Raw genomic sequence first — 15,414 nt, 5'->3', positions numbered from 1 at the left:
CCGGATCCTTGTTCGCCAATCCGTCGTCGTCGACCGTCTACGCTGACCCGATGCAGCGCCGATTCGCGATCATCCTGGGCGGCGGGCGCTCGGCCCGGATGGGTCGGGACAAGCGCGCCCTCACCTTGCGCGGCCGTTCCCTGCTGGCGCGTGCCGTGGAGGCCTGCGCGGAGCGCGAGCTCATCATCGCCGTCACTCCCGACCTCCCTCACGACGTCGGTGCCGATCACGTGACGTGCACTTTGGAGGATCCGCCCTTCGGTGGTCCGGTGGCCGGCATTGCCGCCGGGATGGCAGCGCTCCCGCCCGCGGAGCCCGGCGACGAGGTGCTGCTGCTGGCCTGCGACCTGCCGCATGTGGGCGAAATCGTGGCACTGTTGGACGCCGCACCGCTGGTTGAGCTTGTCGAAACCGAAGCAGCAACCGAGGCTTCGACAAGCTCGACCGACCAGGAGTCGAAACCGGCCGGCAAAGGTATCGACACGCTCGACCAACGGACGGCAGACCCGCAGCGGGGGCTCGACACGCTCGACCAACGAACGGCAAACCAACAGGGCGCCGTCGACTGCGTCTGCCTGGTGGATGCGGAGAGCTACCCGCAGTATCTGGCTGCCCGCTATCGCCGGGCGGCACTTGACGCGCAGCTGGCCGCGGCCGGCGCCACTCGGTCACTCTCGGTGCGTCGTCTGATGGCGGGGCTGAACGTCCGGCACATTCCCGCACCGGAGATCGCCGCCGACGTCGACACCCCGGACGAGGCGGCGGCAGCCGGCATCTCCTGACGTCTCCCGGAGTGGCCGAACGACCGAGCGATACTACGCAATTCTTCCCGTGGCTAGCGGCCGGAAAGCAGTCAAGACTGACAGCTGGACCGCACTCCGGAGGAGGTCACCGTGTCCGGATCGACCGAACTGCCCGGCAAGAACCTGAAGCGCAAGGCGAAGGCCACGCGCGTGGACGCTGCCGCGTCCGCAGAGATCGCCGCGTCCGCGACGAAGCGCCGGCCCGCTGAGCCGGAACAGCCCCCTCCCCCGAGCGGCGGGAAGGTACGCCTTGATCACCCCATCGGCGGCACCCGCCCGGTCGAGCGCACCCCGATCGAGCGCACCCCGATCGGGCGGCAGCCGATCGGGCGGCAGCCGATCGGGCGGCAGCCGATCGAGAACCAACCCATCGAGCGCATCCCCGTCGAGCGGATCCCCGATCGGGAGCGCCCGGTCGGCGGAGAGCGGCCGCTCGATCCGCGCCGCGTCGAACGCCTACCTATCGGCGGTCTCACACCGGTCATCACCCGTCCGGTCCTCGATCCCCGGATCCCGATCGACAAGCTCGACCCGATCTGGCGAACACCCATTCACCTCCCCGACCTGGGCGACCTGGCCGTCCCACCGGCGCAGCAGATCGAGGTCGAGCACAGCTTCGAGGTGATCCGGTCGGCCGATCTGGTCTCGCTGATCGTCAGCACCAGCGGCTTCGACCTGGACGCGGGCGTGCTGACCGCGCGCGAACCAGGACCCGGTCTGCTGATCTTCACCCTGCCCTTCCAGCACCTCGGCGAGGAGGCCGTCTACGACGGCGAAGCGGGCGAGGACATGCCCGTCCCGAACGAAAACCATCCCGAGCAGCCACCGGCCAAGATCACCGGCACCGCCGTCGCCCTGCCGCCGATCGTCAGGGGTATTCCCGCCCGCGCCAGCCGGGTCGTCGTCCAGGTTCCGGCCGGGACGACCATCGAGGTCAGCACCGCTGCCTTCCTCGACGCCCTGGAGACCCATCCGATGGCCGTCCACCCGCTGGCCACCCCGGGCGAACCGTACGCCGGCGGTGCGCTGATCCTGCTCGACCCGGGCAAGCTGAAGGTGCTGATCGAGGGTGGCCTGCTGAACTCCGCGGCCGCGCCGCCGGCAGCGGCCGACGAGATCCATCCTGCCAATACGGTCGCCGGTGTCGCTCAGCTGGCCCGGACGCTGGCGCAGGTCCGGGCAGCCCTCGGCGGCCCGGATCCGCGCACTCCGATCAAGGAGCTGGTCACCGATTGGCGGATCCCCGTCGACCGGATGCCGCCGATCTTCCGCAACCCGCAGAAGCTGAGCCGTCCGGCGGGTCTCGGCGAGACCTCCATCGAGGCGCCCTATCGGCTGGCCATCTCGCCGTCGGCCGACAGCGGCTGGACACACGCCAACCAGCCCGTGCCCGACGCCTCCGACACCGCGATCGAACTGTGGCACACCCGGCTCGGCCGCCGTGCCGACGGCAAGGTCGACGAGGTTCCGCAAACCATGCGGGCCCTCTGGGCCCGCGACAGGGAGCGCTTCCCGGACTGGTCGACCACCGAGTTCGGGCACGACGACCAGCCGTTCCGGATGTCGCTGGATTCCAAGGACCGGCACATGCTGGTCCGGCAGTCGTCGGAGACCTGGGCCCGGAACCGCCGCAAGATCACCGACCCGACACCGTTCGAGGCCACCCGGCTGTACCTGTCCAGCCTGGGAGCCTGGCTCGACCTGCACGGCCAATGGTTGACGCTGCCCTGGTCGCAGCAGCAACCCGGAATGGCGTCCATCCTGTCCTGGGACCACGAGGCACCGATGGGACGCGACCAGTACGTCCGGGTCGCCTACCCCGGCTACCTGTTCCCGTTCGGCCATCGGGCGACCATGGTGAAGGTCACCGAACGCAAGATCAAGGACAAGACCAACCCGCGCGCCGGCCTCTACCAGCGCAAATTCCTGGTCGTCGGCGAACCGGTGAAAACCTATTCGGCGCTCGACATGCCGTTCAAACGGGTCGAGATCACCCCGACGATCACGCCCACGCTGTCCCCGGACCCGGCTGCTCAGCAGGACTGGTTCTTTCTGGTCGAGGTCGGCGATCAGCCCTTCCACTTCGTCCTGCACTGCGTCGACCGCGACGATCGCCAGGTGAAGCTGCCGGCCCAGCTGGTCTGGGTCGCCGAGCACTACCACGCACCGTGGCCGCACGGGAATCCGAAGGACGCCTACGCCGGCACCCCCGAGATCAACGGCCTGGGCCAGAGCATCTCGTTCGTGCCGTCCGAGCCAGGAGGCAAGGACACCTCGGTGCCGACCGTCGGGCTGACCTTCACCGGGACGCCGCAGGTGGGCACCGCGGTGCCGTCCTTCGTGAAGGGCCGATCGACCATTCCGGCCGTCGAACGGATGAACCCGACCGGCCCTCAGGAGTTCGGTTACGCGGACGCCTGGCTGCAGCACGGCTTCGGTGCCGGCAACCCGGGGCAACTGTGGGCGGCGCTGACCACCCCGACCACGCTCGGCTTCGGCAAGGACGGTGCCTCCAGCGGCGGCGCCGGCGGCTTCATCGCGCCGTCGTTGCCGATCGAGGGGCTGTCCCGCAGCGCGGGTCCGGTCGGTGACCTGGCCACCACGGCGTCCGGCGGTTTCAATCCGAAGGAGTTCCTGAAGAACGCGCTGCCCAAGCTGTTCGGCTTCGTCTCGCTGATCGACATCCTGGAGGCCGCCGGCGTCAATCTCGACGACGCGCCGTCCCTGGTCACCGAGTCGCTGGCCAAGGTCGAGGCGCTGATGGCCGACCTCAAGGAACTCAAGCAGACCGTCGAAGACTCCGCCGAGCAGACCCAGGCCGCGCTCGCCCAGGCGAAGGAGACCGCCAAGGGCCTGATCGCGCAGGGTCGCGACGGGCTGGCCAACGAGGTGCTCGCCAAGGCCACCGACGCCGCCAACAGCGCGGCCGACCTGGTCAACCCGGTGATCACCGCTGCCGACGGCGTGCTGCAGGCGATCATCGACGCTCCCGGCGATCTCACCGCGGCACCGGGCAAACTCGCTGCCGCGCTCACCAACCTGGCCAACGCGCTGACCGCGGTCGAGGTCGCGGCTGCCAAGCTGACCCCGCTGGCGAAGAACCGGCTCACCGCGCTCGTCACCGCGCTGCGCACCGCGGCCACCGACGTCGAGATGGTGCAGTCGGTGATCGATTTCGTCCAGGGCATCGCGACCGCCGTCACCGACGCCCGGTTCTCGTTCAAGTGGCAGCCCACGCTGCAGTCCTGGCCGAAGGACGCCCCGATCCTGACCCTGCCCAAGAAGGGCCTCACCCTGGCCGTGGAGGGCCAGGCCGGTGCGCATCCCAAGGCGGAGGTGCTCGCCGAGCTGCGTGGTTTCGGGCTGATCCTGCCGCCGGGCGAGCCGATGATGAAGCTGCCGTTCGACCACCTGTCGTTCAAGGCGGGTAGCTCCGGCAAGGTCGAGGTGGACGCCGCCGTCGGCAACATCGAGTTCGTCGGCATCCTGAGCTTCGTCGAACGGATCAAGCAGCTGATCCCGCTGGACGGCTTCTCCGACCCGCCCTACGTCGACGTCGCCCCGGACGGCGTGGTGGCCGGATTCACCCTGGAGCTGCCGAACCTGGCGATCGGCGTGTTCAGCCTGTCGAACATGTCGCTGGCCGCCGACGTCCGGGTGCCGTTCCTGGGCGACATCGTCTCGGTCGGCTTCGGCTTCTGCACCCGGGAGCGTCCGTTCAACCTGGCAGTGATGTGCCTGGGCGGTGGTGGCTGGTTCGGCATCCGGCTTTCGCCGCGCGGCCTGGAGGTGCTCGAGCTCGGGCTGGAGGCCGGGGCGTATCTGTCGGTGAATCTGGGGGTGGCGTCCGGCTCGGTGTCGATCGCGCTCGGCATCTACCTGCGCATGGAAGCCGACAAAGGCTCGCTGACCGCCTACTTCCGGCTGCGCGGCGAGGTGGACGTGCTGGGCCTGATCAGCGCCTCCATCGAGCTCTACCTCTCGCTCACCTACGACTTCCCCAGCGGCAAGCTGGTCGGCCGGGCCGTGATCACCGTCAAGGTCAAGGTGTTCTGCTTCTCGGCGTCGGTCGAAGTCTCGTGCGAACGCAAATTCGCCGGCAGCAACGGCGACCCGAGCTTCGCCGAGGTGATGGGCGTCCAACCCGACTTCACCTCACCGCTGTGGGACGACTACTGCCTGGCCTTCGCTGAGGAGCCGAATCATGCGTGAACAGTTCACCGTCGTCGCTCTGCCGTACTCGTGCGGCCCGAGCGCCGATTTCCACGTCTCGTTCTTCGTCTCGCCCGATATCGAGGTGGACGACCCGCGCGACACCTTGGCCGTCACCGAGCTGTTCCAACACTGGACGAAAGCCCTTGCCGAGGCCCGATTCGTGCTCGAGGACCAGGACGGCGAGCTGGCTTGCGAGCCGCTGCTGGGCGCCATCGAGGACGGCCTGTGGGAGGAGGTCTTCCCGGCTGAGACACCGGTGACGACGTTCACGGCACCCGAATGGACCAACCGGCCCTGGCGCACCTTCCACCCGGGCGCCACCACCGGCATCGCCCGGATGGTGAACCTGATGGCCACCCTGGTGAACGGTGTCGAGCCGCCGACCGTGCAGCAGCTGCCCTGGTACGGCACCGACATCATCGCCCAGTTCGGCGGCGAGGTGGGGCGGCAACGCTACAACCCGCTCGACCTGGCCGCGCGTTACGAGCGGGGCATGACCGAGTCGCTGGACCACGCCACCCGCGAAGGCATCCCGCTGCGCGAGGTCGGCGCACCCGTGGAGTACTTCAGCAATCAGGATCTGGCGGCAGGTTTCCCCGGCGGGGACACGATGGGGAAGACCATGGTGGAGCTGCACCGGGCGCGGCGCTTCTACTCCCACCCCGAGGAGGAGACCGAGTACCGCGACCGCCCCGAGCCGGACAATCCCGGTCCGCCCGGGCCCGAGAAGCAGATTCCCGACTTCCACGCCCGGGTCTCGCTGGTCAACGACCACGGGCCGCTGCAACGCAAGCTCGGCTTGGTGGTCGATGTGAAGTCCGACCCGGATCGGCTGGCGCGCAGTCAGTGGCTGCTCGGCCGCATCCTGATCCCGCAGCGCGAGGACGCCACCAAGGTGGTACGGGTCGCCACCCGTCGGGTCGGCCGGGCGCTGGTCACCCGCGCCGAGAACGAATCGCAATGGATCAACGGACGGCTGCCGGTCGGCAACGCCGACTCGTTCGATCTGCTCGACCTCGACCCGGACGGCGCCGCGCTGAAGACCGAGCAGTACCTGTCGTCGTATCTGCGCAGCGTGGCCGCCGCACTGCAGGGCGCGCCGGTCAACGCCGCTCCCCCCGCTTTGCGCACCACCGGCTTCACCGTCGCCCGGAAGAACAACGGCGCGACCACCGCCGGCGCGATGGAGCGGCAGGGATCGGTGCTCGACACCGTCCGCGCCCAGCCGCCGAACCAGTCCGCGGCGAACGCGCCGCTGATGACCACCGAGGACGTGATGCAGGGCGTCCGGGTCGAGGTGCACGACGATGTCACCGGCTTGTGGCGCTCGCTGCACGAGGTCACGGTGAAGGCCGACGTGATCGGCGGCCGCGACCTGACCTTCGACGACGTGGCGTTCCTGCAGGAGTCGGCACCCACCCACGCCGGCAAGGACAACTCGCCCATCCATGTCCACGAGGCGGTCTTCGGCTGGGACGGCTGGAGCCTGTCGGCGCCCCGTCCGGCCCTGCCGGTGGTGCATTCCGACGGCGAGGAGAAGGTGGTCACCGATCCGCAACCGCCGGACGATCCGTCCACGCCGATCCTGATCGAACGGACGGCGGCGCCGGGCACGCTGCCCCGGCTGCGATTCGGACGCCGGTACAGCTTCCGGGTCTGGGGCGTCGACCTGGCCTGCAACTCGCGTCCGCACCGGTTCGGGGCGCGGCCGGCCCGGCCGGACCCCGACCTGCCGGACGAGGGTGCGCCCGGTGACGGCGACGCTCAGCCTACCGTCCGAGTCAGCGCCGATCTCAGCGGACTGCGCGACTTCCGCAGCGGAGCGCTGCGCCGGCTGCGGGAACGTCCGATCGAGGGTGCTGTGGTCGCCCCGCCGATCACAGCCGGACAAGGGGCGGCGGGACAACGGCTGGCCGAGGTGCTGCCGCAGATCGTCGGACGGCTGCAGGAGGTTCGCGGCGAGCGGGTCGAGGCCGCCGTCGCCTCGCCACTGGCCGAGGTCCGCGGCGCGCTCGCCACCGGTCTCGCCGACGACGAGTTGGCGCCGGCCGGGACGGCCGTGCTGAACCCATCTGTCATCCGTTCGGGGCTGGCGCTCGACCGCGACCTGCTGAACGACCCGATCGCCACCGCCGAAGCCGCCGCCATCTCGGCGGAACTGCCGTTCGTGCGCTGGCAGCCGGTGCCGCCGCCGGCGGTGGTGCCGCGCCGCCCGTACTCCGAGGGCGAGTCCAACGCGGTGTTGGTGGTCCGCTCCTGGGTCAGCCAGGATCCGGCCACCCTGAAGATGAGCACGGGCACCCCGCAGGAGTACGCGGACGCCAACCCGGGCCGCTGGGCGACCTGCGAAAGACACCTGGTGCCGCCCAAGACCAGCCAACTGGAGGCGGAGCAGCACGGCGCCTTCGACGCCGCGATCGGGTCGGCCGACGCCGGCGTCCGCGCGCTGTGGCTGCACGCCGCGATCCGTGAGTCGGGCACCCTGTTCGACCAGGAACTGCCCCGGCTGGACGATCCGTCGATCCGTGACCCGCAGGACGGCGTGGAGCTCGTGCACGGGCCGGGGGCGTCCCCCGCCGAGCTGAGAACCCTGCCGCTGCCGGCCGGTGAGGCGCCCGGGCCGGGACAGTACGTGGTGCACGACACCGACCTGGTGCACACCCCGTACCTGCCGGACGTGCTGGCGCGCGGGCTGGGTTTCGTGTTCCCGGACGCCGGCAAGGAGTTCACCATCGTGCCGCCGTTCGGCGTGGAGGGCTTCACCGCCCGCTACCCGGGCGCCCTGGCCACGGCGGATACGCCGTCCGCGTGGCCGTCGACCGACGGCTACCGGTTGGTGCTGGACGGCGCCGCCGACCTGACCGGGCGGGTCGAGCCGCACCTGATCACCCTGTCGCTGCCGCGTGGCACGGCATTGCGCACCCGGGTCTCCTCCACGCTGACCCCCGATGACCTGGGCGTGCTGGGCCCCTGGCTGCAGCTGCCCGAGTCGGTCCGCCAACTGCCCGGCGTCGTCGAGGCGGCTGTCAACGGCTGGCTGTGGGCGCTCACCCCGTCGACCTCGCTCACCCTGGTGCACGCGGTGCCGCGTCCGATCCGGGCGCCGGAACCGATCGGTTTCCGGATCTACCGCGCGGCCAGCGCCACCAACGTGATGCTGCTCGGCGGTGTCGAACTGGACGGCCCGAGCACCGATTCGCTGATCGTGGACGCCCGCTGGGACGAGGTGCTCGACGACCTGTCCGACCCGCAGTGGAAGACGTTGCCGAACCAGCGGCAGGTGGCTGCCACCACCGCGATCGAACCCTGGGAGGACATCGCGATCCTGGCCGGCGGGCACCCGGACCAGACCTACGACGACCAGCTGGTCGGGCATGTGCGCTCGCACAGGGCGGTGCACGAGTTCGGCGACACCAAGCATCGGCTGGTGCGCTACCGGCTCCGGGCGACCACCCGGTTCCGGGAGTACTTCGCACCCGAGGAACTGGCACCGAGTGCGCCGTCGGACGATCCGGCGCTGCCGGTCGACGACGGCCGCTCGACGGTCAGCGCCGAGATCGAGCTGCATGTGCCGAACACCTCGCTGCCGGCCCCGCCGCTGGTGCATTCGGTGATCCCGCTGTTCCGCTGGGAGGAGGGCGCCGAGCCTGACCAGCCGATGGCCCGGCGCCGGGTCCGCCGCAGCGGGGTGCGGGTCTACCTGGAGCGGCCCTGGTTCACCACCGGTGCCGACGAGCAGCTGGGTGTGGTGCTGGCCGTCGGCGAGCGTCCGACGACCACGTTCACCAGCCAGTGGGGCGGCGATCCGTTCTGGTTCGGCAGCAACGTCGCCGACCGGGAGGCCGTCCAGGTCACCGATCTGCTCAGCGCGATCGGGTTGGACGACTACGACTCGGTCGCGGGGCCGTCCGGGAAGCCGGAGATCTATCCGTCCGCGGACGATCCGAACATCAAGGTGATGGTGATCCCCTACCGGCCGCAGTACAGCCTGGAGCGGCACAAGTGGTTCGCCGACATCGGCTTTCCGGCCCGGTTCTGGCCGTTCGTGCAGCTGTCGCTGGTGCGCTACCAGCCCTACAGCGTGACCGGACGGCACATCTCCAAGCCGGTGCGCTGCGATTTCGTCCAGGTGCCGCCGGAGCGGACGGCGTCGGTGAGCCGGACGGCCGAGGGCCGGGTGCGAGTGCTGGTCAGCGGACCGGTGGGTCTGCACGACACCGGTGTCGGTACCGCACCGATCGGCTTGGCCGCGGTCGGCGGGGTGCGCGGTGCGAACAGCCCGCTGCTGGTGGGCGCCAACCGGGTCCTGCGGGCCAAGCTGCAGACCCGGGACGCCGGCCAGACCTCCGACCTGGCCTGGACGACGGTCGACCAGACCGATCTGGTGGTCCGCGGCTACGCCGGCACCCTGGCCAACCTGGTCTGGACGGGTGAGCTCGACGTCCCCGAGGGCCTGCCGTTCACCCGGCCTACCACCCCCGGCACGCACCGCGTCCGGATCGAGGAATGGGAGACCTTCGTCGGCGACCCCGAGAACCTGGGCGATCCCAACAGCACCCCGACAAGGGAAAACCGTCTGATCTATGCCGACGAGTTCGAACTCGGCACCCCCTGACCGGGGTCTCGCACACCCGGGGACGGTTCTTCCAGATTCGAAAATCGCACGCCGGGGGACGGTTCTTCCACATTCGAAAATCGCACGCCGAAGAACCGTCCCCGGACATGCGAGATCGGCTGACGGGTTGTCGTCATCCCGGCGAACGCCGGGATCTCAGCACTCACTGACCACGCTGGACGAAGATCCCGGGGTCAAGCCTGGAACGACCTGTGCCGGGTGGCAGGGCCGATCCCGACCGGACCTTGGGCTCACCTTGAGGTTGCTTTTACAAACCGTTGAGGACGATCCGGCAGAGTTCTTCTCAGGTCGGGGGGCCAGCCGCCACAGCAGCTACCGGGACCGCGTTCGGGGGGACGCGGAAACGGCGGGGGGAAACTGCTCACAGCGGTGAAGACGGATCGAGCCGGGTCAGGACGCAGGAGGAGCGTCCACGACCCGGCTCTCCGCACGTCCGGACGCCCGCTCGTGGCGCACGCCTCAACTGCCTGGCACCCTCCCGTGCCACTGCCGCCCGGCAAACCGCCCATCGGCTCCAATCCAGCCGGCCGCCGCCAAGCCCGTCCGCCTCGGGAACAGTGCCCTTCCAGTTCAGGGACGGTTCCTTTCGGTTCGCATGTCCGGGGACGGTTCTTCGGCGTGCGATTCTCGAACGCGGAAGAACCGTCCCCCGACGTGCGAACCGGACGTGCGAGACCGGCGAGATGGCTGTCGTCGTCCCGGCGAACGCCGGGATCTCCCGGGGGGTCCACAGCCAGCAAGCGCTCCGGACGAGATCCCGGGTAAGCCCGGGACCACCGGTATCCGAGGGTGGACCCGATCCCGACCGGACCTTGGGCTCACCTTGAGGTTGCTTTTACAAACCGTTGAGGACGATCCGGCAGAGTTCTTCTCAGGTCGGGGGGCCAGCCGCCACAGCAGCTACCGGGACCGCGTTCGGGGGGACGCGGAAACGGCGGGGGGAAACTGCTCACAGCGGTGAAGACGGATCGAGCCGGGTCAGGACGCAGGAGGAGCGTCCACGACCCGGCTCTCCGCACGTCCAGGATCAAAACGCTCGTCGGTCGAGCCTGTCGAGACCCATACGGGACAAGGGATTTCGACAAGCTCAATCAGCGGAGGCAACCGAGGGTGTCGACGAGACCGGCCGACAGAATTCAGGCCCGGGTGCGCATGCCCGTCTCGAGCCGTGCCACATGCATGGTGAGGTAGACCACCTCGTCGGTGGTGACCGGATGCTGCAGCCGCAGTTCCAGCACCGCTTTGATCCGCAGCGCCAGTTGATAGGCCCGGCTGTTGCTGTCCGAGACCACGACGGCGACCGCCGGCGCGCCACCGGAAAGCTGCTTGCCCGCCCGGGCACGGGCGAAGAAGTACCGCAGGTGGGTGGCGAAACGCGCGGCGTCGATCGAATCGGGGTCGAACTCGTCGCCGTAGGCCTGCCCGATGATGTCGAAGATCTGCCGGATCAACCGGGACTGCAGAAAGGTCTGCTCCATGCTCGGGCTGCCGGTCACCGCGTGGAACAGGTGCATCGCCAGCGCGATCGCCTCGCCCTTGGGCAGCGGAGTCTCGATCTGACGGTTCAGCTTCGCCAGCAGGTGCTCGGCGACCTCAAGCTCCTCCGGGTGCAGGTGGGCCACCTCGGCGCGCAGCGGGTATTCCATCACCTCACCGCGCCGCACCCGTTCGATCGCCTGATGGATGTGGTCGGCCACCGCGACGATCGCCAGCGGCGGCAGCACCGCGTTCAGCTCGCGCAGTGCCTCGGTGAACAGCCGCTCCACCAGTGCCAGCCGTTCGATCGGGATGTCGGCGATCACCTTCGCCACCGAATCGGGATTGTCGGCCGGCACGAACCGGCGGGCGATCAGCGCCTCGTCGATGGCGTCACCGGGCCGGGCCTGGTACCCCACGCCCCGCCCGGTGACGACCACTTCGCGTCCGAGTTCGTCACGGGTGAGCACGACGTTGTTGTTGAACACCCGCAGTACCTTCATCGCGCCCACCTCCTTCGAATCCTCGTATCAGCCCTGGTCAGGACAGGGTTGCACCGTTGCTGGCGATCAGCTCGCGGTACCAGCCGAACGACTTCTTGCGGTACCGCGTCAGCGTTCCGCTGCCGTCGTCGTTGCGGTCCACATAGACGAATCCGTAGCGCTTCGACATCTGCGCGGTGGACGCGCTGACCACGTCGATCGGACCCCACCAGGTGTAGCCCATCAGCTCGACGCCGTCGGCGATCGCCTCACGCACCTGCACCAGGTGATCGTTGAGATAGGCGATCCGGTAGTCGTCCTCGACGGTCAGCACGCCGTCCACCTCGACCAGTTCGTCCTTCGCGCCGAGCCCGTTCTCCACGATGAACAGCGGCTTGCCCCACCGGTCCCAGAACTGGTTGAGGACGATCCGCAGGCCGACCGGGTCGATCTGCCACCCCCATTCGGACGCCGGCAGCTTCGGGTTCTTGATGCCGCCCATGATGTTGCCCTGGCCGACCTCGCCGCCGGACGCCGCCTCGCAGATGCTCATGTAGTAGCTGAACGAGACGAAGTCGACGGTATTGGTCAGGGTCTCTCGGTCGGCATCGGTGATGTCGAGCTCGATGCCCTTGTCCCGCAGGGCGCGCAGGAAGTAGCCCGGGTACGCCCCACGAACATGGACGTCGCTGAACGCCAGGTTGCCATGGTCGGCCTGCATCACCGTCAGCACATCGGCCGGGTCGGGCGTCAGCGGGTAGATCGGCATGGCCAGGATCATGCAGCCGACCTGGATGGCCGGGTTGATCTCCTTGGCGATCTTCGTCGCGGACGCCGACGCGACCAGTTCGTGGTGGATGGCCTGGTACAGGTCGGCCTCGCTGAGCTGGTCCTTCGGCGTCCAGATGCCGCCGGACATCAGCGGGGCGTGCAGCACCGAGTTGATCTCGTTGAAGGTCAGCCAGTACTTCACCCGGCTGCCGAACCGTTCGAACAGGGTGCGGGCGTAGCGCTCGTAGAACCCGATCATCCGGCGATCGACCCAGCCGTTGTAGGTCTTGGCCAGGTGCAGCGGGGTCTCGTAGTGGCTGATCGTCACCAGCGGCTCGATGCCGTGCTTCTCCAGCTCGTCGAGCAGCCGGTCGTAGAAGGCCAGGCCCTCCTCGTTCGGGGTCTCCTCGTCGCCGTTGGGGAAGATCCGGCTCCAGGCGATCGAGAACCGGTACACCGTGAAGCCCATCTCGGCGAACAGCGCGATGTCCTCGGCGTAGCGGTGGTAGTGGTCGATGCCGACCAGTTTGAGGTTGTCAGGGGTGGGTTCGTCGGTCGGCGGGGCCGCGATGCCGCGCGGCATCACGTCCTGGATCGAGGGACCCTTGCCGTCGGCGTCGTACGCGCCCTCCAGCTGGTTGGCGGCGGTGCCGCCACCCCAGAGGAAGCCGTCCGGAAACGTCGTGCTCATGGTTTGATTCTCTCCTGTCCTTTGTCGCTTGCGGTCAGACCGTGACGATCAGCGCGGTGTCGTCGTGGGTGACGGCGCCCATCGAACCCGGGGCGACACCCTTCTGCGTGGCGGTGTTGGTGATGATCACCACCGTGGTGGTCGAGTATCCGGCCTGGGTGATCTTGCCCAGGTCGACCTCGACCAGCACGTCGCCGGCGTTGACCCGGTCACCCTGGGCCACCTTCGGCTCGAAACCCTCGCCCTTCATGTTGACGGTGTCGATACCGACGTGGACGAGCACCTCGACGCCCTCATCGGTCCGGATGCCGTAGGCATGGCCGGAACCCATGGTCACGATGATGGTGCCGGTGACCGGCGAATAGACGGTGCCGGACGTCGGCTCGACACCGATGCCCGCGCCCATCGCGCCACTGGCGAAGACCGGGTCGGGGACGTCGCCGATGGCGACCAGGGTGCCGTCCATCGGTGAACGGACGATCACCTCCGTGCCGACGGTGGCCGGCGCGGACGCCGCAGCGGCCTCGGCGGGAACCTCAGCAGCCTCGGACGCCGCCACCGGAGCGGGATCCTTCACACCCCAGAACAGCGTGCCGAGGAAGCCGATCGCCATCGACAGCGCCAGGCCGATGAAGAACAGCGGCAGGTTCGGCGTGGACAGATAGGCGGGAAGTGCGATCAGCGACGGGAACACGAACGTGGTGGTGCCGGCGCCCGCGATACCGGCGAAGACGCCACCGATCGCACCGCCCGCGATGCCGAAGTAGAACGGCAGCTTGCGGGGCAGGTTCACGCCGTAGATGCCCGGCTCGGTGATGCCGGACAGGAAGCCCGAGAAGGCGGACGGCCCGGCGAGTTCCCTGGTGTCGTGGTCCTTGGTGCGGATCCAGACGGCGAAGGTGGCGGCGGCCTGGGCCAGTACCGCGCCGGCCAGCGGACCGGTGATGATCGCGTAGCCGGTGGACAACTGCTGCACCATGATCGGCACGAAGCCCCAGTGCAGGCCGAAGATCACGAAGACCTGCCACAGGCCGCCCATCAGGGCGCCGGCCAGCCAGGGCGCGACGTGGAACAGCCAGGTGATGCCGTCCGCGATGGCGTTGGCGAGGATGGTGGTGGCCGGACCGATGGTCAGCAGGATCAGCGGCACCATGATCAGCATGCACAGCAGTGGCGTGGTGAAGTTGCGGATCGCGCCGGGCAGGGTGCGCAGCAGGAAGCGCTCCAGGTAGCCCTGCACCCAGACGCCGACGATGATCGGGATGACCGAGCTGGTGTAGCTCATGATCACCAGCGGAATGCCGAAGAAGGTCAACGATCCCTCTGCTGAGGTGAGCGCGACGATGGTCGGGTAGACCAGCGCACCGGCGATCGCCATCGAGGTGAACTGGTTGGTCTTGAACCGCTTCGCGGCCGAGATGGCCAGCAGCAGCGGCAGGAAGTAGATCAGCGCGTCCGAGGCAGCGTTGAGAACGACGTACTCGGTGCTCTCGGTGTTCAGCCAGCCGAAGGTGGCGAACATGCTGACGAACGCCTTGAACAGGCCGGCGCCGGCCAGCGGCCACAGGATCGGGTGGAACAGCCCGGTGACCAGGTCGATGAATTTGTTGAGGATGCTCTTGTTCGAGTTGTCCTCGACCTCCTCGACGGCGCCGCCGCCCTCCAGGCGCTCGGCGATGCGTGCGTAGACGAAGGGCACATCGTTGCCGATCACCACCTGGTACTGGCCGCCGGCCTGCACCACGGCCAGGACACCTTTGAGCCCCTTCACCTTGTCGGTGGCGGCCTTGTCCTCGTCGCGCAGCTCCAGCCGCAGCCGGGTCGCGCAATGCCGGGCCGTCTTGATGTTCCCCAGACCTCCGACGGCGTCGACGATGTCGTCGCCCAAGGTCGCGAAGTCCACTGCCATGTGTTCCTCTCCTATCCGGATCAGGGCAACAAAAAAGGCCTGAGGCGCGCTTACGCCTCAGGCCTTGCGTCCTTACGGACTAACAACCCTGACGAAGAATCAATCTTCGCCTCGAAGGTAGCCCAATCGTCGCCCGCGGGGCAACCCGGACGGCGTCCGGCCCCGCTTCGTCTGCCGATCTGCGCCGTCATCCCGGACTTGATCCGGGATCTCCCACCAAGGCCATGCCGACGATCGTTGGTCGAGCTTGTCGAGACCTCCAACGCCATCGCGCCGACAAAGGGTTTCGACAAGCTCAACCAGCGGTGGCTCGCGTTGGTCGAGCTTGTCGAGACCCCGGGTGGCCGGGTGGTTCCGACAGGCTTAACCAGCGGTGGGCGCGTATCGAGATCCCGGCGTTCGCCGGGATGACGGCGGGTCGCGGGTATCGC

Annotated in this window: 6 protein-coding genes; 3 read left to right on the top strand and 3 right to left on the bottom strand. The window is 68.7% G+C overall.

Translation table 11 applies throughout. The features are described from left to right. Positions 1-50: 50 nt before the first annotated feature. The 3 genes from Q0066_RS07340 to Q0066_RS07330 all read left to right on the top strand — a co-directional run bounded on the left by Q0066_RS07340 (position 51) and on the right by Q0066_RS07330 (position 9,633). Positions 51-782 (top strand): NTP transferase domain-containing protein, encoded by a 732-nt coding sequence (locus Q0066_RS07340; RefSeq protein ID WP_298131594.1) that lies wholly within the window; start codon positions 51-53, stop codon positions 780-782. Between the two features lie 111 nt (positions 783-893). Beyond that, entirely contained in the window at positions 894-5,015 is a 4,122-nt protein-coding gene (locus Q0066_RS07335; RefSeq protein WP_298131592.1) for a hypothetical protein, read from the top strand. Continuing rightward, positions 5,008-9,633 carry a hypothetical protein gene (locus Q0066_RS07330; RefSeq protein WP_298131590.1) on the top strand — a complete coding sequence of 1,542 codons (4,626 nt, stop codon included), beginning with the start codon at positions 5,008-5,010 and terminating at the stop codon, positions 9,631-9,633. The genes Q0066_RS07335 and Q0066_RS07330 overlap by 8 nt, the downstream gene beginning before the upstream one ends. 1,157 nt (positions 9,634-10,790) lie before the next feature. On the opposite strand, the gene Q0066_RS07325 is transcribed toward Q0066_RS07330, so the two are convergent. The 3 genes from Q0066_RS07325 to Q0066_RS07315 are packed head-to-tail and all read right to left on the bottom strand — an operon-like array spanning position 10,791 to position 14,983. Further along, on the bottom strand, positions 10,791-11,633 hold the full coding sequence (locus Q0066_RS07325; protein ID WP_298131588.1) for a PRD domain-containing protein: 843 nt from the start codon (positions 11,631-11,633) through the stop codon (positions 10,791-10,793). Between the two features lie 37 nt (positions 11,634-11,670). Beyond that, positions 11,671-13,074, bottom strand: coding sequence for a glycoside hydrolase family 1 protein (locus Q0066_RS07320; RefSeq protein WP_298131587.1), 1,404 nt, complete (start codon positions 13,072-13,074; stop codon positions 11,671-11,673). A gap of 34 nt (positions 13,075-13,108) precedes the next feature. After that, positions 13,109-14,983 (bottom strand): beta-glucoside-specific PTS transporter subunit IIABC, encoded by a 1,875-nt coding sequence (locus tag Q0066_RS07315; protein ID WP_298131585.1) that lies wholly within the window; start codon positions 14,981-14,983, stop codon positions 13,109-13,111. Positions 14,984-15,414: the final 431 nt, after the last annotated feature.

The sequence above is a fragment of the Micropruina sp. genome (assembly GCF_027492755.1).
Classification (GTDB): domain Bacteria; phylum Actinomycetota; class Actinomycetes; order Propionibacteriales; family Propionibacteriaceae; genus Micropruina.
This window is presented reverse-complemented; position numbering and strand designations above follow the sequence as displayed.

Coding starts and splice junctions, on each gene's coding strand:
- Q0066_RS07330 (WP_298131590.1), top strand. CDS start 5,008: ATGCGTGAACAGTTCACCGTCGTCGCTCTGCCGTACTCGTGCGGCCCG.
- Q0066_RS07315 (WP_298131585.1), bottom strand. CDS start 14,983: ATGGCAGTGGACTTCGCGACCTTGGGCGACGACATCGTCGACGCCGTC.
- Q0066_RS07320 (WP_298131587.1), bottom strand. CDS start 13,074: ATGAGCACGACGTTTCCGGACGGCTTCCTCTGGGGTGGCGGCACCGCC.
- Q0066_RS07325 (WP_298131588.1), bottom strand. CDS start 11,633: ATGAAGGTACTGCGGGTGTTCAACAACAACGTCGTGCTCACCCGTGAC.
- Q0066_RS07340 (WP_298131594.1), top strand. CDS start 51: ATGCAGCGCCGATTCGCGATCATCCTGGGCGGCGGGCGCTCGGCCCGG.